The sequence below is a fragment of the Shewanella sp. MBTL60-112-B2 genome, assembly GCF_019655055.1.
In the GTDB taxonomy this organism is placed as follows: Bacteria; Pseudomonadota; Gammaproteobacteria; order Enterobacterales; family Shewanellaceae; genus Shewanella.
In genome coordinates this window covers 47,621-72,278 of the sequence record NZ_BPFA01000006.1, presented here as the reverse complement: position 1 = coordinate 72,278, position 24,658 = coordinate 47,621, and the positions used below count along the sequence as shown (strand labels likewise).

Genomic DNA, 24,658 nt, shown 5'->3' with positions numbered 1-24,658 from the left:
TTTTAAAGTATATGTTTTGTTCGGCGATTAAACGCGCTCAAACATAAGATCCCAAACACCATGACCTAAACGGTGGCCACGCGCTTCGAATTTAGTTAGTGGACGGTGATCAGGACGTTCTACAACGTCACCTGTAGCAGACTGATTTTTATAACCAGGTGCTGCAGTCATCACTTCCAGCATATGTTCGCTGTAGTTTTCCCAATCTGTTGCCAAATGGAATACACCGCCAACCTTAAGTTTGCTACGGATCAATTCAGCAAAAGGAGCTTGAACGATACGGCGCTTATGGTGACGCTTCTTATGCCAAGGATCTGGGAAGAATAGTTGTACACGAGACAAGCTGCCTTCGGCAATGCTGTTCTCAAGTACTTCTATTGCATCATGGTGATAAACACGTAGATTAGTCACGCCAGCTTCTGCAGCTTCCGCTAAACATGCACCAACACCAGGTTTATGTACTTCAATACCAATGAAGTTAAGCTCTGGAGAGGCTTTAGCCATTTCAACTAATGACGCACCCATACCAAAACCGATCTCTAGAACGGTATCCGCTTCACGGCCGAATACTTCAACTAAGTCGATTGACTCAGGAGTATAATCAAGACCTATGATAGGCCACTGCTGCTCCATTGCTTGAGCTTGGCCTTTAGTTAGGCGGCCCTCTCTCAATACAAAGCTTCTGACTTTGCGAAGGTATTTACCTTCTTCATTGAATTCAGCGGTTGTTACGTCGCTCATTTTCGCCCTCGCTTAAGGCTGCGCTAGCATTAGACAGCTATTATTTAAAAAAGAAAGGCATTATCCAAAGTTAAACCTTCAGTGCAAGCCTTATTGTGGCGAAATTATACCAAGAATCTCAGTTTGTGCGAGCGACAGCTTTAGTTTGCCCGCAAATAACTTGCTTTAGCCTTCAAACACTAGAGTTACACATTAGAAATTTACATCATTTTTACCTTAATAAAGCACAAGTGTTGGCTTGTTAATCGCCAAGGCTAAAGTTACACTGCGCCGATGAAAACTACCGCCTCATTTTCAACACGAATTATTACTTGGTACGACAACTTCGGTCGTAAACAGCTTCCTTGGCAAATCGCTAAAACCCCATATAAAGTATGGATTTCAGAGATCATGCTGCAACAAACTCAGGTTGCTACTGTTATTCCCTATTTCGAAAAGTTCATCGCGCGATTTCCTGATATCGATACTCTCGCTAGCGCCGAGCAAGATGAAGTGCTGCATTATTGGACGGGGCTTGGGTATTACGCCCGTGCAAGAAACCTACATAAAGCCGCCCAAACAATAAAATCACAATATAAAAGTGAGTTTCCAACCGACTTTGATGACGTTTTAGCGCTACCCGGTATAGGTCGTTCTACGGCCGGCGCGGTATTGTCTTTATCTCTTGGGCTTAATTTCCCCATTCTCGACGGTAACGTTAAGCGTGTTTTGGCTCGCCACGGCGCAATCGAAGGTTGGCCGGGTAAAAAACCTGTAGAGCAACAACTTTGGCTATTAACTGAAAAGCTAACGCCAGCAAAAGATATTCAAAAATATAATCAGGCCATGATGGATATCGGTGCGACTGTGTGTACCCGCTCAAAACCTAACTGTGCTCAATGTCCTGTCGCCATTGATTGTAAGGCTCAATTAAGCGGTCGTCAGAGCGAGTTTCCTGGTAAAAAACCAAAGAAAACCATTCCAGAAAAATCTGCTTGGTTACTCGTTATTGAAGAAAATCATCAAGTGCACCTAGAAAAGCGTCCTCCGGCGGGGATTTGGGGCGGGCTATGGTGCTTCCCGCAGTTTAGTCAACGCCAAGAATTAGATACTTATATAAAAGACAAGCAGCTAAAGGTGATCTCTGAGCGTGAACTAACAGGCTTTAGACACACCTTTAGCCACTTTCACCTTGATGTCCAGCCGGTACTCATCCGGGCAACAGGGCATAGCGATAACCAGATCATGGAACAAACATCCACTGTCTGGTATAACTTAACTCATCCACCTAAAGTTGGTTTAGCATCGGCCACCGAGCGAATTTTGGCCGACTTAGGTTCCGTATTAAATAAGGAGTAATCATGGCTCGCACAGTAAACTGCGTGTATTTAAACAAAGAAGCAGAAGGCCTAGGTTTTCAGCTTTATCCTGGCGATTTGGGAAAGCGTATTTTCGACAATGTAAGTAAAGAAGCCTGGGCACTTTGGCAGTCAAAGCAAACCATGTTGATCAACGAAAAGAAACTTAACATGATGAATGTTGATGACCGTAAATTTCTTGAAGAGCAGATGGTAAACTTTCTGTTTGAAGGCAAAGACGTTGAGATTGAGGGTTACGTGCCTCAAAAAGATGACGAGTAATATTCCAAACGTCTAAAATGAACCGATAAAGGCGTCGCTTAAACTTAATTTAAGCGACGCCTTTCTGTTTTACGCGCTGCGCCAGTTTAAAAACAAGCACTCATAGACACTTCTAGAGTCATAACCTTGATAAAATGAGTTAGTAACAAAGCCCCATCTCTTTTTATGTGTAAAAAACTAGGGTTATTCTTCCAGCCAAGAGCGATAAGCGCCCTACACCAGAGGTTATAGCTAGTTTTTCAGTCACTACTATGACAATGATTGTTCATTTTTTATCGCTATGCACACAAACTAAGCGAACAACCAATATTAATTAAAAAAGCCCTTGCGAGATTTTTTACACCGCTATAAGATACGCGCACTCCAAACGAGACGGGCTTTTAAAGCTTAGTTTGAAGTAGCAAACCTAACGCATACGATTAGTAGCGATTAGTTGCCCGAATAGCTCAGTCGGTAGAGCAGAGGATTGAAAATCCTCGTGTCCCTGGTTCGATTCCGGGTTCGGGCACCAACATTTATTAATGAGTTCACTAACTTGATTAGGTAACTTGTTAAACAAATAAGCCGGCATAGCTCAGTTGGTAGAGCAACTGACTTGTAATCAGTAGGTCCCGAGTTCGACTCTTGGTGCCGGCACCATAAAAACAAAAAAGCCACTCAATGAGTGGCTTTTTTGTATCTTCAATTTACTCGTACCTAGTCTCTTTTTTATAAACCAATGACGGCATAAATGCCGACCTACAAAGCTCTTATCTTTTCGTCTGTGCTCTTCCGGTTTTCTATCTGTGCTTTTTCGGCTTCTACCCGACTCTTATCCGGCTTTTACCGTCTCACCACTTGTTAGCTACCCATCACCTTTTTAAGACCAACGACGGCATAAATGCCGACCGACAGAGATCTTATCTTTTCCATCTTCGCTTTTTCCGGCCTTTACCGTCTTAGATTTTTCCGCTGTAAATACGAAAACAAAAAAGGAGCCCTTAGGCTCCTTCTTAGCAGCTCCATTCTATAAGGAGCTAATTAATAATCTGTTTACCAGCTACGCATCTTATGGCCTTTGAGGGCGTAGAATAAGATGAATAGATAGCAAGGTAGGCCAACCCAATAAGCAACCTGAGTGTTATCAGCAAAGTGTGCTACCTTACCAAACACCAAAGGTAATATTGCACCACCCGAGATCCCCATAATTAACAATGCTGAACCTTGAGCCGTATACTTACCTAAACCTTCTAGTGCTAATGGCCAAATTGATGGCCATACAAGTGCGTGTGCCAGCCCCATCATAGCCACAAAAGTGACCGTATCAGGGATCACTGGAATACCACTCCAGCCCCAAAGCACGTCGGCAATCATAGTACTTTCACGTGAGCCTAGCGCCGCACCAATAATACAGGCGATACCAGCAAGCGCGGATCCAAGCAACGCCTTTTCTTGGCTGATAAACCTAGGAATACAAGTCACACCAATAATGTAGCCAAATACCATAAACACCATTGTATAAGAGGTCAGCGAAGCAAAGTTGTTCACCCCTAAACTTTCGCCATATAAACCAATAGTGTCACCAGCAATAACCTCAACACCAACGTAGGCAAACAGGGCTACCGCGCCTAGTACTACCTGTGGAAAATGAGTAATGCTACCCTTTTCTTGATGATCTTCAGCAGCTTCAAACTCTAATTCTGGAAGCGATGAAAACTTAACTAAACCGATAAGGAAAGTCAGCGCGACAGCCATATAGATGTATGGCATAACCAGTCTTGAAGATAGCTCATTGATCTGCGCTAATCGGTCAGCTTCACTTAATGCTGCTAAATGATCTGCAGTGAAGTTTTCAAAGCCTGAAAGTACCAATGCAGTAAACAAGATAGGCACAATCACGCCTGCGCCTTTATTGATAAGCCCCATGATACTAATACGCATAGCGGCACTTTCTTTAGGGCCAATATGCACAACATAGGGATTAGATGCAGTTTGTAAAATAGTTAGACCGGTACCGAGAACAAACAAGGCACCTAAGAACAGAGTATAATTGGCGCTTTGTGCCGCAGGGATAAATAGTAAAGAACCAACCACCATAATCGCTAGGCCAATTGCCATGCCATTCTTATAGCCTGTTTTCTTTAATATCGATGACATCGGCAGCGCCATCACCGTATAGGCAATATAGAAAGCAAACGTCACAAATAAAGCTTGGAATTCGTTTAGCTCACAAATGATTTTAAGGAAAGGGATCAGCGAGCCGTTAAGCCAAGTCACAAATCCGAAGATGAAAAATAACACACCAATAATGGTCATAGGCAGTAAACTGCTCTTGGGGCTAGCTTGAGCCTGAGTCGTTGCTGTCATGTATTAAACCTGCTTCTTATAGTAATTAATTTTATGATACCAGATTAAACTGCTACCCCATCCTTCATTGTTACCACTTAGCTTATGCAGACAACTGTCTGCTTATATTCTCGACCTTCACTTTCTATCTCTGGCTCATTTCAAGCCTAATGTTTCACCGATGTTAAAACATTATGGCAAAAAAGACAACGCTGTCATTTTTTACTTTTACGGCTCAATTGAGCTCACATTATCCTCCAGCTGAACAACTGAGGTAACAGAGTCAAATAAAACCCAAGTGTAAACTGGCCAGCTTAAACCTTAATGAAGATGTTTCGCTTATACATCCAGTACAACACAAGCCACTGCACTAACAACAAGGCGATAACGCTGCCAAGTGCCTGAACATGATTAGGTAAACTTGATATGCCTGCACCAAATAAACTCGTTGCTGTGTACTTCCAATTGACTATGCTACTCGCAATGTAGATAACGATTGAATTACAGCCAATAACCGTAAAGAAAAACGCCCACCGCTGCACTTTTAACACATCGATAATGCTGTAAAACAAGGCTAAGAAAAGTATGCTCCAACCTGAAGTCACTAAGGTAAAGCTACTGGTCCACAGGGTTTTATTCACGGGATTCCAAGGGGAAACCGCCCAACCTAATAGCAATAAACCTAAGCCCGACAATGCCAAAATCGCAACTTTAAACCACTCCCCTTTTACTTGTGGCTTTACAATGAAATGTCCGACAAACACACCAAATAAGCCATTTACAACGGCAGGAATAGTCGACAGTATCCCCTCTGGATCTACAGCAGCATTTTGATAAGTAATGCCGGGTAATAATAGTGTATCGACCGCGGCATTAATTGATCCTGTAGCACTAAAAGCGCCACTATTATCTAGCGTCATAAAAGGGAAAGTTTGTAGTAAGGCGTAACCGACTAATATCACTATGGCAGTAACTATCTGAGTTCTTAGACTGGTGTGCCACACTAACAAGGCGCAGAAAAACCATGCAAAGGCAATTCTACCTAGCACGCTGGCATAACGTACTTCACCTAAAGCAAACGGTGCTCCAGTGCCCCAACCATGGTTATAGATAACCCCAAATAGCAGTAATAGAAACAATCGTTTAATTGCATGTTGGTATAACGGCATGCGCTGAGGCAAAGGTAACTTATCCAAGCGTTTGGGTGATAAGCCTAGCGCTACGCCAGAAAGGAAAATAAACAAAGGGAAAATTAGATCGTAAAAAGTAAAGCCATGCCAAACACTATGATGCATTTGCCCATCGAGCCACTTAAACCCCGCCCAGCCAGATATAAGTAGCAAAGCTGCAAATATAGCTTCACCACCCAAGATCCAAAACATATCGAAGCCACGCAGCGCATCTAATGACTTTAGCCTAGCTTTTACGAGTGGTTTTGCGAGTGGTTTTTCTTCCTCTTTTGCTGTGGATTCAACAGCAACTGCAGATTGGGCTCCCGAACCCGGAGCGATTTTCGCTATGTTAGTTTTTTCTATGCTGGATTGGGGTTTATCTATTATTATTGTCATCTAAACAGCCCTTTCTATCACTTTTTACTACAGCTATATAAAGCAAAGCCTCCGCAGTCATTTAATTTAGTAATCACTGCAGAGGCTCAGATTGAGTTGAACAAACACTATTGATTAGCCTTGAAAAACCAACTCACCGCCAATGTAGGTTTGCTCAACACGGTATTTGTTATCGAGTAGCACCATGTCGGCACGCCCTCCAACTTGTAGCATCCCCATTTTATCACTTAAGCCAAGAAACTCCGCAGGATACAAGGAGGCCATTCTTAATGCCTCATCCGCTTCAATCCCTAGCATATTGACGGTATTTGCCACGGCTCCAGCCATATCCAGTACGCAACCAGCAAGCTCGCCAGTTACCGCATTGAGTCTATCACCCACCCTTAATACCTGTGTGCCAAATAACTCAAAGCTCACTTCCTCATCAACACCAACTGGAGGCATAGCGTCAGTCACTAACATGACTTTCCCCTTAGGCTTGGCATTAATCGCAACCCGTGCAGAAGCTGGATGAACATGATGACCATCGACAATCAAGCCACACCAAGCATCAGCACTTTCAAGCGCTGCACCTACCATGCCTGGATTTCTAGAATCTAGTGCTGACATCGCATTATAAAGATGGGTAAAGCCTATCGCCCCAGCAGCAAGAGCGGCTTTGACCGTGTCATAATCAGCATTCGAATGACCTAAGCACACTTTCACCCCCGCCTTAACTAAGGCTTTGATGACATCTGCAGAGACATTTTCAGGCGCAAGGGTCACCACTTTTATGCCTATGTCTTGACGGCTAAAAATGGCAAGTTCTGCATCGGAGATCCGTCTGATATAGGGTTGCGGATGTACCCCTTTTTTAGGCACGCTAAGGTGTGGCCCTTCAAAATGAACTCCAACCACACCAGCGCTGTTTGACTCTAGCGCTAATGCTACTGCATCGGCGGCTTTATGCATCACATCGACAGCATCGGTGATGAGTGTAGGCAAGTAAGCTGTTGTGCCAAACTTAGCATGGGCTTTACCTATCGCTTCGATGCCCTCAACATTCGGTGAAGAGTTAAACAAGACTCCACCACCACCATTGACCTGCACATCAATAAATCCCGGTGCAATTAGCCCGCTAACGCGAGATTCACGCGCGCCTTGAGCGGTATCAAATGCAAGGATATGACCATCTTCAAAAGTGATGGCTAAATCTGAATGAAAAGTTTGTCCATCAAATACGCGCTCGGCAATTATCGTCTGCTTCATCTTGTTCCCACTTAGTAAAATAGTGACCCAGCTATGCTCTTGTATACTGCTGCTGAGCAAAGAATGCAGCGCCCCACTCTGGTGGCTGTAAGCTTGGAGATACTTTCGCAAGTATATCTTCAGCTAACCAAGGGGCTAATGGTTCAGCTAAGCCACCTATCATAGAGAATCGAGGCGGATTAATTTCAAATAACTTTCTCACCAACTCGCTGATATAGTTAGCACCTTCTCGAACAATATCCAATGCTACGCCATCATCAAGTCGAGCACACTCAAACACTATATGAGCGAGCTTGGCATAGGAGCTAGAAGACTGGCCAGCTAAATTCTCAACAATGCCAAGGGCATTACTGACTTCAAAGTGTTGCAGTAATCTCTGGGTCAGCAAAGTCTTCTCACCGAAGCCATCTAAGTCCAATAATGCCGACTCACTCGCCTTTAACCCCAGCCAGGCACCACTGCCCTTATCACCTAATGCGAAACCGTGCCCACCGAGAAATAACTCTTTATCACCCACTCGAGCATAGCCGCAAGAGCCTGTACCAGTAATGGTCACTGCGCCCTCTTCGCCTTGATGGGCGCCAATACAAGCCGTATGCAGATCTGTGGTTAAGTGCATACAGGCAAAAGGATGCTGCCACTTTGCAATATCTTGATAAAGACGAGGTACGTTGACCCCAGCGAGGCCTAGACCGGCGATTAAACGCCTACTATCAGAAGGCTTAAGACCCGCGTCAGCTAGAGCCAATTGAGTCGACTCTTCAATTGATTGAAATGTTTGAGCTAAACCATGAAGTGGATTTGCACGACCAGCAACTCCAGTGCCTAGAATGCAATAATCGTGAGTGTAGATTGTTGCTCGACACTTACTGCCGCCACCATCGATTCCAATATATAGGGACTCTTCTTTCGTCTGGCTCATGCCCATGACAGACCTCTTTATGGTTCACATTCTATTGATTCGGAATGGGTCTGGACTTTATGCGTGAATTCGCGATTAAAGCCCACTAAGTTAACTGCATGTTACAACAAGAATGACAGCGTTGTCATTTATTTTTTAAACTCGCCAATTAAATTGACAAAACGCAGCAACACCATGAGTATTACTACGTTCTGAGTTAGTTGCTACTTAGATTTCCAGCGTTTGCACCTGTTAAGCATTTGTTAGTTAACAACTAAAGTCCGTCCTTTACGCTTACCATCAGCGGCAATAATTCGTACCTCTACTGGCGTAGTCACCTTTACGCCCTCAGCGTATGCCAGCCACTGCCCCCCAGCATCGCGATACTCAATTTCCAGCCCAGGAAAAATAACATTGGCAAACAGCTTACCTTCTTTAATGACTGCTCCTGGCGTTGGCACCCGATAGGCAATGTTGGCCTTATCGAGTTTTAGTAACTCTTTCGCTCCTAAAGTGTTAGCTACTCGGTGCCAATCATTGGCTTGGGCTTGGCGCATCTCTTTGGTGAAATAGCCACTATTTTGATTATAGACAGCGCCTTGATGCTGGTATGGCACCTCCCAGCTTGGCTGGTGCCATGCACGCTCGGCCAGCATCATTAGTCGAGGAAACATCATATACTCAGCCACCTCATCACTGCGTACCGTTTCACTCCATAGCTGACCTTGGATCCCTGCAAAGCTATAAGATGTTTTTAAAGGCCCACTGATAACCTTGCCAGCTGCATCTGTTTTTAATGTGTCATCGGCTTCAAAAGGTAAATTTTCGATATCGGTCCACTGCTCAGCATTAGCGGGCAAGTTACCAGGCATAAAGCTATGGATTTTCTTAGAGTTGGTATTGCGGCTAGCCCAATAATAACCGTGTTCTTTAGGGTCGGCCTCATGGGGAAAATCAAAATACAGTACTTCTGGCTGACCTAGCACCGCCTGCCAACCAAGGTTAGCTTGCTGATGCGCACGTACGTGCCCACCATGCGCCACTACATCCCAAATATTTGACTGGACCTGCTTTGGCATGTTCTCTGGACGGGTATGACTCATACCGTCACTCCAGCCAGCGGCTTCAATGCCTTTGTCTGCAAGCAGCTTAGAAGTCCTTTCAATAAAGTAAGCGCCAAGCTCTTCCATGTTAGTTACACCTTTATCATTGTTAGCAATAAAGGCTTTGCATGCGGGTGACTCTATCCAAGCACCTGCAGTTTCATCGGCACCGATATGATATAGATCCAGCGGTACACCGGCTTGCTTATGCAGGGCTGCGATTTCATCGATAACCTTATCTATAAAGGTAAAGGTTGATTCCATACACACGTTCAACGTGTTGTCGCTGTAGTACTGGATTGATGAGTAAACCGTTTTATCTTCGCTGTCAGACAATAGATATTGTTTAGCTTCTTCGGCTTTATCGGCAGCCATTAAGCTGCGATATCTCGCTTCCATTGATTTAATTGCGGCGCGAGAATGCCCCGGCATATCCATCGATGGGATCACCTGAATTTGTCTGGCATTGGCATATTGCAGGATTTCAATATAATCCGCTTTGCTGTAGTAACCATTGACCTTAGCATCGCTAAAAGGGCCACTTCCTAACTGAGGTAGCAGGCAAGTATCTTCATTGAGATCATGGCAACGCTTGCTGCCAACCTCTGTCAATTCAGGCAATCCTGCTATCTCTAAGCGCCAGCCTTCATCGTCGGCCATATGCAGGTGTAATTTATTTAACTTATAAGCTGCCATCTGATCTAACAGGTCTAAAATAAGCTGTTTACTATGGAAGTTACGCGATACATCGATATGCATACCACGAAAATCATAGCGAGGCGCATCTTCCACCAGCATAGGATTAACTTGCAAAGTGTTGCTATCAATAAGTGCTGCCAGTGATGCTAAACCATAGGAAAACCCAGCATCATCCGCCGCAAAAACCTTAATCTCATCGCTAGCGATATCGAGACGATACTCGCCCACGACTCCGGGGGCTGATAAAGGTAATAGTCGCGTTTTGACTCCCTTGATACTTTGCCCTACACCTAGTCGTGCTAGGCGCTGTAGCGCGGCATCGACTACCTCTGGCCCTACTCCGTTGAGGCTTAGATTTAACCCAGCTTTTAGTGAGATAGGCTGTGCATCGCTCTTAAGGGAAACCTTGCTAGGTGTTGGCAAAATCGCATTTTCGGCTAACTTTGCATCATTAGGTGTATCTAAGTTGCTGCGATATAAGACTTGGGTTGTCGCCCACTCAAGCTTATCGGTCTCACGTCGCTTATATTGAGTTTCGCCGTCGGTAAACGCGCTGACATAGGGACGTAGCTCCATCCCCGTTTCCGGATCAAGCGATAACTGTGTACTGCGGATAACAACAGGTTCGAGACCGTCTGCAACTATGTAGTAATTTGGCATGGCGTCAATTTCAGATAACTGCCACAGCTCACCACGAAACTGAATCGTTTTAGTTTCGCCCTTTTTAATGCCGCTAAATCCCGCTGCGGGTTCGATTTTATGTAAGTCTCCCTGAATACGAGAAATACTAAATTCATCACCCACTATGCTTTGAATTGGTCGCATTTGAGAGTAGTAGATAGACCAGTCTTTATTGTCGATATCAACTTGAGGTGTCAGGTCGATTTCAGCGAGAAAACAGCGAGCATCTGCCGCGTCTTTGTCACAGTGCTCATCGGGAACATTGGTCACCACCCGGTAACGAATATCAAGAGTTTCGCCAATCTGGTTTAGCAAAGCTTGTGTCAGTGGAGCTTGAGCCAAGTCTGTTTCGGTGGCTATTGGAGTCGCAGTTTGTGAGGTTTGTTCTGTGGGGGATATGGCGCTCACCACCTCTTTAGCCTGGTCTTCATCTGAGCAAGCCCCCAGAGTTAATGCTAACGATACAGCTGAGGCTATCACTTTAATCTTCATTATATTCCCTTTGATTTATATTGTTTTTAAGGTGAAGAGCTTTAACTTGCCCCGTTATTTCTCCCCCTGATGGAAATAAACGAGAGCTTAACCTTTGTTAGGTTCTAATACGCTTGTCTCTTAATGCGCTTGTGTTTCAATACGCTTGCCTCTCAATGCCTAGATTTAGACAGTCCTATTGTGCCAGATAAAAAAATGGCCGAGTACTCTAAAAGTACTCGGCCCACGCTAGTTTCTGGGGAGAGACTATATAGGAGTAACAAACATAACTGTTTGCCAAAAGCATGAGTCGGGAGACCTCTTCCCGTTCATGCTGACCTTACAAACACCTTGTCACACAAGCAGATGACAACGCTGTCATTAAGAATATACATAAATAAGTACAAAACAGCTACATTTATCTGACATTTGGCTTTGTTTATATTTACCCACCTAGATAATAGCGGGTAAATGATAATTAAAACAACACATTGAAAGTGAGAGCAGTGAGCTGGTGGCATAAATATAATTTACCTATTTGCCCATCTTTACTTGTCCCTATTTTTACATTTCAATTTAAAGTGTATTGAGCATCAAACTACAACCCAGACAAAACAATTAGTTAACAAGCTTGGCATTAACTAGCTGCCGTTCTCATTAGCAGTACTTAGCTCTAAGGCAATTTCCCCCTCAAGGGTTTAATTGACAACGTTGTCACATAAAAGTATACCTAAACACAACAAGCCTCACTCATAGCAACATACAAGTGCTCGCTTATTAATGCTCAAATAAGATTACGCTCAAGGACCCTATAACAATGAAAAATAATATCGTCCCACTTAACTCTGATAGCCACCTTCAAATGTGCGTTAGCGAGTCTCAAGACTATCGTCGCTTTGCCGCTCAACAACTTATTCCTGTTGTTTTCCACGAATTTCATCAATTAGCGACCGAGTTTCCGTTGGTGTTTGTTAAGAACAGTGAAACAGGCCAGTTTATTCCTGTTGCTATGATGGGCGTTAAAAACGACTTAAACCTCTACTGCCAAACGAGTAATTGGCCAGCAATGGTAAAGCCTAAAGGCTTTAACAATGCGCCGTTATCTTTAGTTAAAACCAGTCAGGAAAGTGATAATGTGCTTATCTGCGTCGATACCGCGAGTCCATTAGTGACTGAAGTCAGCGAGAATGCACAGCGCTTATTTAACGATGACAAAGAACAGAGTGAGTACCTTAAGAAGCGTACTCAAGCACTGCTTGAAATCGCCGCATTTAATGAGCAAACAGGCAACATTTGTCAGTTGTTAGCATCGAAAAGTTTATTCACCGCAAAACAGCTAACAATTAAGCTAGCCGAAAGCCAGCAGCCCATTAATATCGACGGTATATATGTGGTTGATGAGCAGGCATTAAATCAGCTAAGCAATGAAGAGTTCTTATCTTTAAAAGAAAACGGCTTACTGCCACTCATCTATGCTCACCTGCTATCACTACAGCAGATCTCACGCCTAATTGAAAAGCAAAATAACTATGATTTGACTCATTAATAGCAATCAGCATAAATCATAGTAATAGCCAGGTTCATGATTACCGAACTTGGCTAAACCTATTAGCTATACCTTCTGTAAACCGTAACGCTTTATTTTATCTAACAAGTCTCTATGCTGCGGTAACTCGCCTGCAAGCTGTTTGGCGACAATATTGAGCCGCTGTTGTAATGCACTCGATTGAGGCTCTAAATCAATGCTCGTTTGCTTCTGCTTCGGGGTATGCTGCATACCGTACAGAACATAGAGGTAATTTTCTAAATCAAATACCTCAAACTTACTAAAGAAGTCTTCTCTGCTGGGCACAAAATCCTGCCATTGGCCTAACCGCCTTTTTAGCTCTTCAGACATAGTTTCCGGATCCCGGTTATCGGTCCAAAATGGTGAATCGTCGCGATCTGACAGACAATAATGTAGCTTAATAAAGTCTACGACTCGCTCCCAGGCATAATCCATCACATGGTTAAAACGCTGCTGTATTGCGGCTACTTGAGCTGTTGAACTTGGGAAGCGTTGAGCTAAAAACTCAGCGGCAAAGTCGGTCAAAAGAATTGATGTAGCCTCTAATGGCTCTAAAAATCCTTGCGCCAAACCCAATGCCACGCAGTTCTTCTCCCATGAGCGCTCACGGTAGCCGACAGTCATTGGAATGACCCTATGCTGATGCTCAGTAAGCCTGCCGCCTAGATAAGTATCGAGTTTACTGATTGCGGTCTCATCATCCATATATTTAGAAGAATAGACAAAGCCTACACCACGACGGTTGCTCAAAGCGATATCCCAAATCCATCCAGCCTGATGGGCGGTAGAAATAGTAAAGGGGGGAATAACAGCGTCATTGGCTGTGGGAACTTGTACGACAACAGCTTTGTCGACGAACAACTGCTCAGCCTTACTAATAAAAGGAACCTTAAGCGCCTTATCTATAAGTAACGCAGCAAAGCCACTGCAATCGATGTAGAAATCGAAATCCAGTTTGCCAGCACTATCTGTAACTAGAGATTCTATCTCATCGTTTTGCCCAAGAATCACTTCCTGCACATTAGCCCGAACATGCTCAACTCGAAATCGCTGTTTAGCATTCTCGCTGAGCAACTCTGCAAACTTAGCCGCATTAAGGTGATAGGCATAGCCAAGCTTTCCGGCATATTCCGGATCGCTTATATTCTTTGGTGCCCTAAAACCTTCGCAAACTTCATGCTGCGGCGATACTGCACCAGCGTAATAACTATTTTTGTTCGCTAACCAACGAGCAGTTAAATCTTGCAGCGCTGAGCCTGGCATATCAAATAGGTGGTGATAAAAGTTCTGCTGGCCATGGGTGTCTTTATCAAGCCAGTTAACGAACTTTATTGATTGCTTGAAGGTGACATCACAGCGACGAATAAACTCGGTCTCACTAATGCCAAAGCTTTGCAGCGACTGACGTATTGCCGGTACCGTACCCTCTCCGACCCCAATAGTTGGAATATCCGGAGACTCGATTAGCGTAATTGATAACTGCTCATTTTCGAGCAACGCTTTACCAAGATGGTTTGCCGCTAGCCAGCCCGCTGTACCACCACCAACAATCGCTATTGTTTTAATATCCATCTCATCTCCAGTCATCCCCATCAGTGTAAACTGCAAGTTTTGCCGTTATCCAGCAGCATTTACTGACAAGTAATACTACATTTAGTTAGCTTTAACTGATTTTATCTTTTTAATAAAAAGCCCAGCAAATGCTGGGCTTTAAGTTGTAGTCATCTTTCTATTTAACTAGAAGCGTAATGCAACACCTAGCTTATAACGCGCTTCACCTTCGAAGCTCCATGCTGGGTAACCATCCTTAAGCTCTGGCTTAACTTCAGCTGAATCTGGAGCTACACCGAGCTGTACGCTATCTTCTTCAAGTAGGTTAACCACTTCAAAAGTCACTGATAGGTAATCAGTAATGTTGTAGTTAGCACTTAAATCAACCGTTCCGTAGTCTTGATGCTCACGGTTGCCGTAGAAACCTGGAAGCTCACGGATCATGTATTCACTGCGCCAGTTATAAGCTACACGAGCAGAAAAGTCTTCCATCTCGTAGTAACCCACTAGGTTGACCGTATGCTTAGATGAATCAGAGAATACACTCACTTCATCAGGATAGTTGTCAGCAGGAGCATCTGAATCTGCAAACGTATAGTTAGCAGAATAACCTAGGCCGTTTTCAAATGAATCTTGTAATTGAAACTCGACACCTTGAATTTGACCACCAGTACCATTCTTCTTCGTTGACTTAGTCCAGCTATCTTCGCCTGAATCTGGGTCAATAATACCGATGCTTTGATCTAAGATTTGATTTGAAGTAACGAATGAGCTGATATCTTTAATAAAGTATGTCGCAGCTACTAGACCGTCTGGACTGAAGTACCATTCAACACCCAAATCTGCTTGTGTCGCTTTAAATGGCTCAAGTGCAATGTTACCTGTATTGACCACTTCATTGCCCGCGGTGCCGTCTTCATAACCTGCTAATGCAGAAGAAGCAAACATATCACTATAGTTAGGGCGAGAGATAACTTGTGACGCCGAAGTACGGATAATCACATCTGGTGCAACATCAAATGCTACGTTCACGCTCGGTAACACATCGCTATAGCTAGCATCTCTTGTGCTCAAGTTATCTGCGTAAGTACCATCAGATTGCAGCTTATAGTAATCAGAAGAGGCGTCGGTTGAGATATAACGCAAACCAAAGTTACCGCGAACACCGTCAGACTCGAAGTTAGCCATTAGATACAGGGCTAAGTTCTCTTCAGTAATGGTACCGTAACCAGATTTATAAACAGTGCCTTCATTACTAAAGCCACTAATTGCCGCGTTTGCATCTGCAAGCATTGCATCTAAATTTGGCTTAGGCAGAGTGAAACCTGCGCCAGAAGAAACTGTTCCAGAATAGTAAGCCGATGCGTCTTTAGCTGTCACATCAGCATTAACGATAGCAGGGAAAGTTTCCTGCTTTACGTCATGGTCAGCCCAACGGACGCCAGACTTAAATGAGGTAATGGCGCCTAAATCTACAGGAACTGTCACATCGAACTGTGCGTAAGTCTCTTCATCTGAATTTGGCTGCTTCTTAAGAGACCAACCTGCTGGCGAGAGTGGACCACCAAAATCTTCTGCATCAAATGACTTATTGGCGATATCAATTTTAATCACTTCACCGGTCGCATCGTATGTACCAGCATAATCGCCAGGTTGACCTAACCAGAAACCATAGTTAGCAGTCATGTCAGTACCACCTTCAGACTTAGTGTTACCCACTCGGCCTTCTAAGGTGTAGCTGTCAGCTTCATATTTAAAATCTAAATCGTAAGTATTTGAATCCATACTCGCTTTACGAGCCCAAGTTTGTGCCCAACCAGGATTCTCACCCTTACCATCGCGACGATAGAAGGTACAAGTCCCTGAAGCATTTTTTTGCTCACAAGCCGCTTCTTTATCATCAGGGAACATGGTAAACAGTGATGTGTTTGCGTTATTAGCTTTCATATCAAGACTCATGATATTCAAGCCAAACTCTAGGTTATCCGTTGGGCGATATTGTAAGGCACCGTTAATTGCCGTGCGCTCACGTTCTTGCTCGAACGTTGTTGGAACGATATCCCCCCAACCGACTAGGGATTCAATTCCGTTACGTTGATAATTAGTTTCTGAAGCTGCAGCTGAAAGTAGGAAACCGAAGTTTTCATCTTCATTTTTCCAGCTGTATAAACCAGAAAGTTCAGGATCGACCTCTTCAGAGATTGTTCCGTAGTCGCCCTTAGCGCTGATAAATACAGAGTTTGCATCTAAGTCGAGTGGCTTACGGGTCTTAACGATTACCGTACCGCCAATACCACCTTCAGGAATATCCGCTTGTGATGACTTATAAACTTCGATTGCGCCTACCATTTCAGGCGGAAGTAAAGAGTAGTTAAAGCTACGGTCGATGGCCTGTTGATCGTACCAACCAGTCGATGCAACTGAATGGCCGTTAAGCAAAGTGCGAGTTAACTGGCTTGATGCACCTCGAATAGAAACCTGCTGGCCTTGGCCAAACTGACGGTTAACGGCAACACCCGGGATACGGCCTAGTGACTCACCAACATCACCGTCGGGAAACTTACCAATATCTTCAGCTGTTACAGCATCAACAACTGAATCTGAGAATCTTTTAGCATTGATTGAGGCTTTCATTGAAGCGCGCATACCGCGTACTTCAATCTTCTCAATGTTTTCGTCTGCTGTTGCGGTTTTCGCATCAGCCTCTGCTGCCACAGCAGAAACAGACATAGCCCCGCTCATCAGCAGCGCGATATTTGTAGCTAGTACACTTTTCTTAAAGGTAGATGGTCGCATCTCGTTTCCCTTCCATAACTTATTATCTTTTTTTTATATCCATAACCATTCCAGAAGCGGAATGACAACGCTGTCATGTCTAGAGCAAACACTACACAATTATTAACAGCTGCGCCACAACAAAATAACCAATTACATCATTATAATTGTATACAATAACAATATAGTGAAAATGGACGTATTTTTGCGTTTAAAATACAGTTAGTTAACTACCAACAAATGTCCTGTTTAATAATTAAGCTTTTTCGTTTTAATGAGAAAAAACGCAAAAAGTTAGCTGCTTATCATTGCTAAATCGACTAAAACTTCGCACTATACCGCTAAATTTCCGGACAAATTGCACCTTTGTCGCGCTGTTTGTTAATCTTGTGTTACCATCTTTTGGCGGCACAAAGTGTGTAACTAACGAGAATATCGCTTAATGAAAGTCACCATAAATGATGTTGCCAAACATGCTGGCGTATCGATTAAAACAGTGTCACGGGTTACCAATCATGAACCTGCGGTAAAGCAGGCCACAATAGATAAAGTTAATGCAGCTATTAACGAGCTGAACTATCAGCCTAATTTAGCGGCAAGAAACCTAGCTGGTACTAAGTCTTATGTAATTGGTTTTATTTATGATAATCCTAACGCTTATTACATCATCGATATGCAGAACGGTATTCTGTCTGCGTGTAAAGACTTAGGTTACGAATTATTGATCCACCCTTGTAATTCAAGAGCAGAGAACATCTGTGAAGAGCTGACTAAATTGGTAAAGCACAACCGTTTATCAGGCTTAGTGCTAACGCCTCCATTATCAGAAGATCCGGTGATCTTGGCAGCCCTTGATAACATCGACGCGAATTATGTTCGAATTATCGCCGGAGAGAAAGCCGGCAAAGGCTCTGGTTTAGCGGTTTTGGTCAATGACAAATCCGGTGCAATATCGATAACTCAGCATCTTATCGACTTAGGCCATCGAGATATCGCTTTCTTAAGTGGCGATCATGAACACGAGTCAACCAAAGAACGTTTAGCTGGATTTAAGCAGGCACTAAAAGACAACAAACTCCCTGTTAATCAAGAACATATCATCGATGGTAAATATTCTTTTGAGTCCGGCGTTCAAGGGGCAAAACAATTACTGAGTCAAAGGGTTAGACCAACTGCTATTGTTGCCTGTAACGATGAAATTGCGGCGGGAGCTTTATTTGCAGCAAGATTAGAGGGAGTGGATATTCCTGCTGAGATCTCTATTGTAGGCTTCGAGGATAGCCCTTTCTCACGCCAGACTTGGCCTAAGCTTACGACCGTGCATCAGCCTAATGAAGAGATCGCACATATTGCGACTGAATTATTGATTGCTAAACGTAGAGAGGAAAAGTCAGACTTGGCAAAAATCTTCCAGCCTGAGCCTGTAATTAGAGACTCTTCGGCCAAGCCAAGAGCTTAGATAGACTTGAGTTGAACTGACTATATAATTTCAGGTTTAATCTTTAAGACAACCTTTAATACAAGCTCTAGTATAACTCTACTTTTTCGCATTACTTGTCATAACAGATAATGCGAAAAAGTCGTTAATCGCTATACCGCTTCTTCGTTCTCTTCACCGGTACGAATACGAATAACACGTTCAATATCAGTGACAAAAATCTTACCATCACCAATTTTACCTGTACGCGCAGTATCAACAATAACTTCTAATGCTTGCTCTAATAGTTCATCTTGAATGACAAGTTCAATTTTAACTTTAGGCAAAAAGTCGACCATATACTCAGCCCCACGATAAAGCTCGGTATGTCCTTTTTGACGACCAAAACCTTTAACTTCTGAAACAGTCATGCCAGTAATACCTATATCAGCAAGTGATTCGCGCACATCATCTAACTTAAATGGTTTAATAATGGCTTCGACTTTTTTCATTGTAAAACTCCCTAAAAACTTGCTGAAAGGCTCAATTTGGCTGCGCGCTAGCTTATCACGCACTAGTAAAACTATGAAGCCTAAAGTGATTTATGACTTAGCACAAAAGTAAACGCAGTCTTCATATAACAGAACAATATATCAATAGGCACTTGCAATAGACGCCTGTAAGCTACACTTTGCCTCTCCCCCCAAAAAAATATTTACAGGATGTAAATATTAAAGCCGACTCAAGGATGAGTTTATATGCATCACAGAACTGCAGGTTTTACCTTAATCGAACTTATGATAACTCTCGTCGTTGCGACTATTCTAACAGTGATAGCCGCCCCCTCTTTCAGCAGTTTTTATGCCCAAGCCCGTAGTGATTCAAACATAAGAAAAATCCAACAATCGATACAATTAGCAAGGAATCATGCTGTTGCCTACGGTTACAGAGTAACCGTTTGCCCAATATCGGCACAAGGTTGTAGTGAAGACTGGCAAAATAACATTACCGTTTTCAGCGACTCAGGCCAACCCAACTTGATAGACGGTAATGACAAAGTTATCTATCAAATCGGTCCATTTAACCCTAAGGATTATGTAGGATACAATCGTACTGCCATCAGGTTCCTCCCTGATGGACTCGCCTCGGGTACCAATGGGACGTTAAGTTACTGCCCAGATACTGTAAATAACTCTCAATCCCGTGCAGTTATCGTTAGCCAATCAGGAAGAATTCGCTTCTCACAGCAAAACGACATTAGCTGTGAAAAGTATTAAATAAATCCAATAGATTAAAACATTCGCTCTTGTAGAGCTAATGGTCACTTTCACTGTTTGCCCACTTTTGTAAGAACATGCAGCACAATTTGGCAAGATGGGCTCAGTGTAGTTATAGATAATGGAACACTTCGACTCTTGATGTCACTAATTGTATCGATGGCCAAAGTGATTTCAGTTATGGATGATTTTAATTCGAAAGATTTTATTAGCCACGATGAAAAGCCTATTAGTTTCCCTTCTGATGCTCTTACAACCGGGAAATTTACCTCAGGAATCACCGCATATTGTCTAACAAGTAAAATCAATGATAATGGCAAAGCTGTAAAAATCAGTCGGACAGGTAAGAGCTAGTCTTCAACAGCAAAGACCACCTGTAGCTAAACTTAAAGCTGTAATTAGCCATATTACTACTTTTAAATAAGTAGATTACCGAACAGTCAAACTGTCTAGTTTTTTCCCCGCTGCGGTATTAAAGGTTTCGTGCAACCCCACGCACTCAACAACTTCCTTAATATAAGCTCGATTACCGCTGTTTCTATCTGGTACTTTATTTGCTGGTAATTTTGCCATTTTTAGCTTTAACTTGTTAACAGGCCAAGAGTAAAAAGCTATTTGGTCTGCTTTAGTCGTTTTAAGAAAGCATTTAAAGTCTTTCACCTCTTTTGTCTTTGCCACTACTGAATTCGACAGCAAAATTAACAATAGGCAACATAACAATTTTTTCATTACCAGCACTCCTGCGGAGTCTTGACTCCTGATTCAGTAATTGCCATTGAATTACAAACTTGATCTCTATATGAATGGTTTCCTGTAGCCGTAGCGGTTAGTTTAAACTGCCCTTTATTTGGAACTACACTACTCACTTTAAAGTAACCATTTTCAGTTAAAGCAGGGCTTTCAGAGTAGCCTAAAGTTGTCATATAAACTGTATAAGCTCGGGAGTCTAAATATAGCTGCTCTTGTTTATTCGCCGCCTCCAATAACATTACTTGCGCATCAGAACGTGCGGATTTAATAACATAATCAACATAAGAGGGGTATGCAATTGAAGCTAATATTCCTATTATCGCAACAGTAATCATTAACTCAATAAGTGTGAAACCTTTAGCATTAAACATAAAATACCTTAGTCCTTTGCATGGTAGTAAATACGGTTAACCCCGAGAGCAGAACCGACACACCTATCATCACCATTTTGGCACTCGGGTGGTTTAGGACAATTAATATCTCCCTCTACGCAAGGTAGTCTTGGTGCATCTGGAATGGGGAAATAAATATCCCCTTCAGGTATTAGGGGAGGAGGCGTATCCGGTACTCTCTCGCCAAGCTCAATATACTCTTGCGTATAAGTTCGAGTCCCTTTATGCAAAGCAAAAGAATATAAGCGCCCCATCCCTGCGATCAAACACTGGTTGCTTGAAGAGGTATCTCCCGGTACATAGGAGGTAAAATACACTACACCTTGTATTATTGATGCTCCTGAGAGACTCTTCTCTCCTATTGCTCCAAGGCTATAATACCAACCCAACTTCTTACCAAAGGCAATGTTCTCCGATTCAGTCGAGGCTGCTTTATTCGTGATGTCATAAAGATCCACCAAAGTAATAGGCTCAGGAACCGTATTTCCACTCGCCCCATTAAAAGATCGTGTCACCACATTACGATCTTGTAGGGTAAATAACTTATCTTGACGAGTCTTGTCTGAAGGGTGTGGACGATGTCCAGTCCCAATAGCTACGGCATCATAAGGTATATCCTGATAAGTTTTTACTGTCGTAGTGCTGCCATCATAAGTCACATCAACTTCAGATAAATTGGTAAAAACAGTTTGAGCAACAACAGGCTCAGCAAAGAAGCGTCTATCGTTTGTTAAGGAGCTCCCCCCTAGATCAGCGAATTTAAATGCTGTCCAAGGATGGGTCGAATCTTTAGGGTTAGCACTAGGGAGATCCAGTCGCCAAATATTACCGCCAGTATCCGAGGCATAAATTCTATCGGTTAACTTATCACTGTTACTATCTAATACAGCTACAGAGTTAGGAATACTATCAGTAATTCCCGGAAGCTGAGTTGTATTAGATGCTGAACTTGGACCAAATGAATGTACAAGAGTGCCAGTTTCTGCATCAACAATATAAACACCACGACCTTCTGAATCGTTAATACCCACTGCTGCGCCATCTTTGGTTGACGGCGAGTAACCAGCACCGAAGATCAATACAGGCTTCGCCTTACTAGGATCTGTATTGCCCACAGGCCAGCCAGGAATGTGGGTAACGACCGGTTCTGACCACGTTTGAGCTAACTCAGCCATTCCGGCGCTATTAGAATCAATTTTCCACATAAACCTAGGAGAATCAGGAGTCGTAACATCGAAGGCATAATATGATTTACCACCACGACGCATTCCAACAAAGACCCATGCTTTCTCCAATCCCGAAGCTCCGGTCTTGACGTAACTAACAGGAGAACTATCAAGACCATAAACAGAATGAACTCCTGTTGGAACATTAGCCTTTAACTCCCGAATATTGGGTATTAACTCATATGGCATAAAGGCCCAAGATTCCTTCACGATTGCACCTTCATCCTTGAACATATGCAAAAAGCCATGATTGGTTCCCATTAGGATGCGAATATCGGGTGAGTTAGCGCTACCAAAGTTGATTGCTAACGGCCGGGAATGAAGTGGATCGCCCATAAGTTGCTCACGGACATCATCAGTCTGTGAGTTACCATTATCATCATCAGTATCGTAACCTTTGACCCAGTTGAACGCCTCTTCCAGTTGGGTTTCATCCACGCCCATATGCAGTGCAAGCAGAGCATCTCCACCAGCATAATTCGATGCATTCGATTTATTAAATGTCGCCAAACTGCCATTTGAGCCAATATTACTTAAAATAGTTCTCTGTGGGACTTTTCGTAGAGATTCTGCAGCACCACCGACCCTAACATCGTTTCCGTCACCATCATCACTGGCTGCGTCACAAACTAGATCCGGAGTCCAATAGGAGCATGCCGAAGAGACTAAGTTACCATCTTCCCCTATCGCATTAGCGCCATTTTTATCAACGATGTCACCATCGCCCGTCACTCTAAACTTCTTCAAGTTACCAGACCATCTTGGTCCTTTATTAGGTAAAAACATCGCATAGTAAACAGAGTCAAAGGTTCGAGTTCTATCAAAGTTATTACTCGCAATAGAAGGAGAAGTAAAGCTTGCATTAACTTCTAAAATCTGTGAAAAGACTTGTTGTAGGGCAGACTGTAAAGCGGATGCATTCGCTGCAGCAAAATATTCTCCGCCCCCCTTCTCAGCTGTTTTTAATAGTAAATCGGCCGCATCTGCAGCCCCTTCACTAAAGCCTATCGTAAATGTCGTTACATTTTGGTCATCAGGATAATCTGCAGATGTATTGACATCATTAGTATTCATCCAACCTGCTAGCGCTGGCAGGTAACTGGTAAAAGAAGGGCTAGTATTTATAAATTTGTCGCTAGAGCTTACACCGGGTAAAGCTAATACTTCCTGATTGGCATTTTGATCTAATGTCGGAACACCATCAGTAATATAAACAACGTAGGCTCGATTCTGGCACTCTTTAAAAGGCGAAACATACTTCCCGTTTAATTCTACATTCTTATCCGTATCACGAGGGGGAATGTTCTTTTTATAACCTAAGTTACCGACATTATAATCGTCATCACCGAAATAAACGCTTTTACCAGAGAAGTAGCGATAGGCTTCATAAAGTGTTTCACATAACGGCGTATTGGTCGATGCAGGTAAGTTATCAATAGTTTCCAGTAAAGAGATTTTATTCGCTTCGTTCATCTCTTTAATGCCAGAGATAATCCGGCCACCATCGCCATCCCCCTCTCGAGGATAGTTAATATTAAAAATAGCGAGGCCGAAATCAACACTCGGCGTCGTGACAATGGTATTTTTAATCACCTCTTTAGCGATTTCTAATCGTGTCTTCGGTACAGTCTCTTGATCTCCGTGATACCAACGCAAGTAGTTATCAGTATAGAGAGTAATAGGTTGGCCGGTTCCAAAAGCAGTCTGCTTCGCTTGTTCATAAGCGGCATCGATTTCTGCTTGACTAGACCCGCCATTAACTTCTGCGTAGCGAATTGGATTTTGCTTTTTACCTGCACTATCAATCGGAAAACCTGATGGTTGATTAGGTGCATTACGCCACTTTTTGCCTTCTATATCATCGAAACAATCAATATGAGTAATATTGGCGCCATTGTTATCAGGCACTTCCTGCCATGTTCCATTTTGTCCCGAAAAGCCATACTCTCTGAAGAAACCAGTAAAAACACCATACTTTTCTAGGTAATCCCAAGAGGTCTCACAACCGTTTATCTCTGATAAAAAACGGCGACTTTCTGATGGGCTATCAGGCACTGGCATTGCGGTATTATCAATCCCCCCTTTAGTAAAATAGACCATTCTTTCTTGTAAAGAGTTATCGCTTCCTACCGCTGGATAAGTGACATCTGGATCATAAAATGCCTCAGCATCATCGACCATATTCCCCATGCTACCTGAATTATCAAAGATAATTAGCACTTGGGGCCTTGCTCCAGAACGGGCCGATGACTCATAGACATAAAGCTCAGTATCATCACTATGGCTTGCACCAGAGAAAACCGCGACAGCGAATGTAGCAGCTATAAAAATTCGCTTACCCAACATA

General features: G+C 43.1%; 18 protein-coding genes and 2 tRNA genes. 8 read left to right on the top strand and 12 right to left on the bottom strand.

Translation table 11 applies throughout. From position 1 onward, the window contains the following. Positions 1-27: 27 nt before the first annotated feature. The gene (gene trmB, locus K5Q73_RS05360) at positions 28-741 is read right to left on the bottom strand and encodes a tRNA (guanosine(46)-N7)-methyltransferase TrmB (protein ID WP_220759748.1); all 714 of its coding nucleotides are present in this window, start codon (positions 739-741) and stop codon (positions 28-30) included. Between the two features lie 273 nt (positions 742-1,014). Between trmB and mutY the strand changes: the two genes are divergently transcribed. From mutY to K5Q73_RS05340, 4 genes are all read left to right on the top strand, one after another. Continuing rightward, positions 1,015-2,079, top strand: a complete 1,065-nt coding sequence (gene mutY, locus K5Q73_RS05355; RefSeq protein ID WP_220759746.1) for an A/G-specific adenine glycosylase — start codon at positions 1,015-1,017, stop codon at positions 2,077-2,079. 2 nt (positions 2,080-2,081) lie between these two features. After that, the gene (locus K5Q73_RS05350) at positions 2,082-2,360 is read left to right on the top strand and encodes an oxidative damage protection protein (RefSeq protein ID WP_012276265.1); all 279 of its coding nucleotides are present in this window, start codon (positions 2,082-2,084) and stop codon (positions 2,358-2,360) included. 435 nt (positions 2,361-2,795) lie between these two features. Beyond that, positions 2,796-2,871: transfer RNA gene (locus tag K5Q73_RS05345), tRNA-Phe, on the top strand. Between the two features lie 52 nt (positions 2,872-2,923). Next, positions 2,924-2,999, top strand: a tRNA-Thr gene (locus K5Q73_RS05340). Positions 3,000-3,392: 393 nt separating this feature from the next. Here the strand turns inward: K5Q73_RS05340 and K5Q73_RS05335 are convergent. From K5Q73_RS05335 to K5Q73_RS05315, 5 genes are all read right to left on the bottom strand, one after another. Then, positions 3,393-4,706: a sugar MFS transporter gene (locus K5Q73_RS05335; protein WP_220759744.1), complete on the bottom strand. Its 1,314-nt coding sequence runs from the start codon at positions 4,704-4,706 to the stop codon at positions 3,393-3,395. Positions 4,707-4,999: 293 nt separating this feature from the next. After that, positions 5,000-6,253: a transmembrane glucosamine N-acetyltransferase NagX gene (nagX, locus tag K5Q73_RS05330; protein ID WP_220759742.1), complete on the bottom strand. Its 1,254-nt coding sequence runs from the start codon at positions 6,251-6,253 to the stop codon at positions 5,000-5,002. A gap of 114 nt (positions 6,254-6,367) precedes the next feature. Continuing rightward, positions 6,368-7,501 carry an N-acetylglucosamine-6-phosphate deacetylase gene (gene nagA / locus K5Q73_RS05325; protein ID WP_220759740.1) on the bottom strand — a complete coding sequence of 378 codons (1,134 nt, stop codon included), beginning with the start codon at positions 7,499-7,501 and terminating at the stop codon, positions 6,368-6,370. A gap of 31 nt (positions 7,502-7,532) precedes the next feature. Beyond that, on the bottom strand, positions 7,533-8,429 hold the full coding sequence (gene nagK / locus K5Q73_RS05320; protein WP_220759738.1) for an N-acetylglucosamine kinase: 897 nt from the start codon (positions 8,427-8,429) through the stop codon (positions 7,533-7,535). A 236-nt stretch (positions 8,430-8,665) separates the two neighbouring features. Further along, positions 8,666-11,377: a family 20 glycosylhydrolase gene (locus K5Q73_RS05315; RefSeq protein ID WP_220759736.1), complete on the bottom strand. Its 2,712-nt coding sequence runs from the start codon at positions 11,375-11,377 to the stop codon at positions 8,666-8,668. 796 nt (positions 11,378-12,173) lie between these two features. On the opposite strand from K5Q73_RS05315, the gene K5Q73_RS05310 reads away from it, so the two are divergent. Then, positions 12,174-12,902, top strand: coding sequence for a SapC family protein (locus K5Q73_RS05310; protein WP_220759734.1), 729 nt, complete (start codon positions 12,174-12,176; stop codon positions 12,900-12,902). Between the two features lie 66 nt (positions 12,903-12,968). On the opposite strand, the gene K5Q73_RS05305 is transcribed toward K5Q73_RS05310, so the two are convergent. Further along, positions 12,969-14,495: a tryptophan halogenase family protein gene (locus K5Q73_RS05305; RefSeq protein ID WP_220759732.1), complete on the bottom strand. Its 1,527-nt coding sequence runs from the start codon at positions 14,493-14,495 to the stop codon at positions 12,969-12,971. Between the two features lie 165 nt (positions 14,496-14,660). Continuing rightward, on the bottom strand, positions 14,661-17,270 hold the full coding sequence (locus K5Q73_RS05300; protein ID WP_220759730.1) for a TonB-dependent receptor: 2,610 nt from the start codon (positions 17,268-17,270) through the stop codon (positions 14,661-14,663). Positions 17,271-17,691: 421 nt separating this feature from the next. Here K5Q73_RS05300 and K5Q73_RS05295 point away from each other — a divergent pair, with 421 nt between their 5' ends. Continuing rightward, complete coding sequence (locus K5Q73_RS05295) at positions 17,692-18,708, top strand: LacI family DNA-binding transcriptional regulator (RefSeq protein ID WP_220759728.1); 1,017 nt, start codon at positions 17,692-17,694, stop codon at positions 18,706-18,708. Between the two features lie 131 nt (positions 18,709-18,839). Here the strand turns inward: K5Q73_RS05295 and K5Q73_RS05290 are convergent, their stop codons facing one another. Then, entirely contained in the window at positions 18,840-19,178 is a 339-nt protein-coding gene (locus K5Q73_RS05290; protein ID WP_012154353.1) for a P-II family nitrogen regulator, read from the bottom strand. 246 nt (positions 19,179-19,424) lie between these two features. Here K5Q73_RS05290 and K5Q73_RS05285 point away from each other — a divergent pair, with 246 nt between their 5' ends. Together K5Q73_RS05285 and K5Q73_RS05280 are read left to right on the top strand one after the other, a co-directional pair. Continuing rightward, positions 19,425-19,943, top strand: a complete 519-nt coding sequence (locus K5Q73_RS05285; RefSeq protein ID WP_220759727.1) for a GspH/FimT family pseudopilin — start codon at positions 19,425-19,427, stop codon at positions 19,941-19,943. Between the two features lie 180 nt (positions 19,944-20,123). Beyond that, positions 20,124-20,297: a hypothetical protein gene (locus K5Q73_RS05280; RefSeq protein ID WP_220759725.1), complete on the top strand. Its 174-nt coding sequence runs from the start codon at positions 20,124-20,126 to the stop codon at positions 20,295-20,297. Positions 20,298-20,372: 75 nt separating this feature from the next. Here K5Q73_RS05280 and K5Q73_RS05275 read toward each other — a convergent pair whose 3' ends face one another. The 3 genes from K5Q73_RS05275 to K5Q73_RS05265 are packed head-to-tail and all read right to left on the bottom strand — an operon-like array spanning position 20,373 to position 24,657. Further along, entirely contained in the window at positions 20,373-20,672 is a 300-nt protein-coding gene (locus tag K5Q73_RS05275; RefSeq protein ID WP_220759723.1) for a TapY2 family type IVa secretion system protein, read from the bottom strand. Continuing rightward, positions 20,672-21,064: a type IV pilin protein gene (locus K5Q73_RS05270; protein ID WP_220759721.1), complete on the bottom strand. Its 393-nt coding sequence runs from the start codon at positions 21,062-21,064 to the stop codon at positions 20,672-20,674. Before K5Q73_RS05270 ends, K5Q73_RS05275 begins: the two co-directional genes overlap by 1 nt. 8 nt (positions 21,065-21,072) lie before the next feature. Further along, positions 21,073-24,657 (bottom strand): pilus assembly protein, encoded by a 3,585-nt coding sequence (locus tag K5Q73_RS05265; RefSeq protein ID WP_220759719.1) that lies wholly within the window; start codon positions 24,655-24,657, stop codon positions 21,073-21,075. Between the last annotated feature and the right edge of the window lies 1 nt (position 24,658).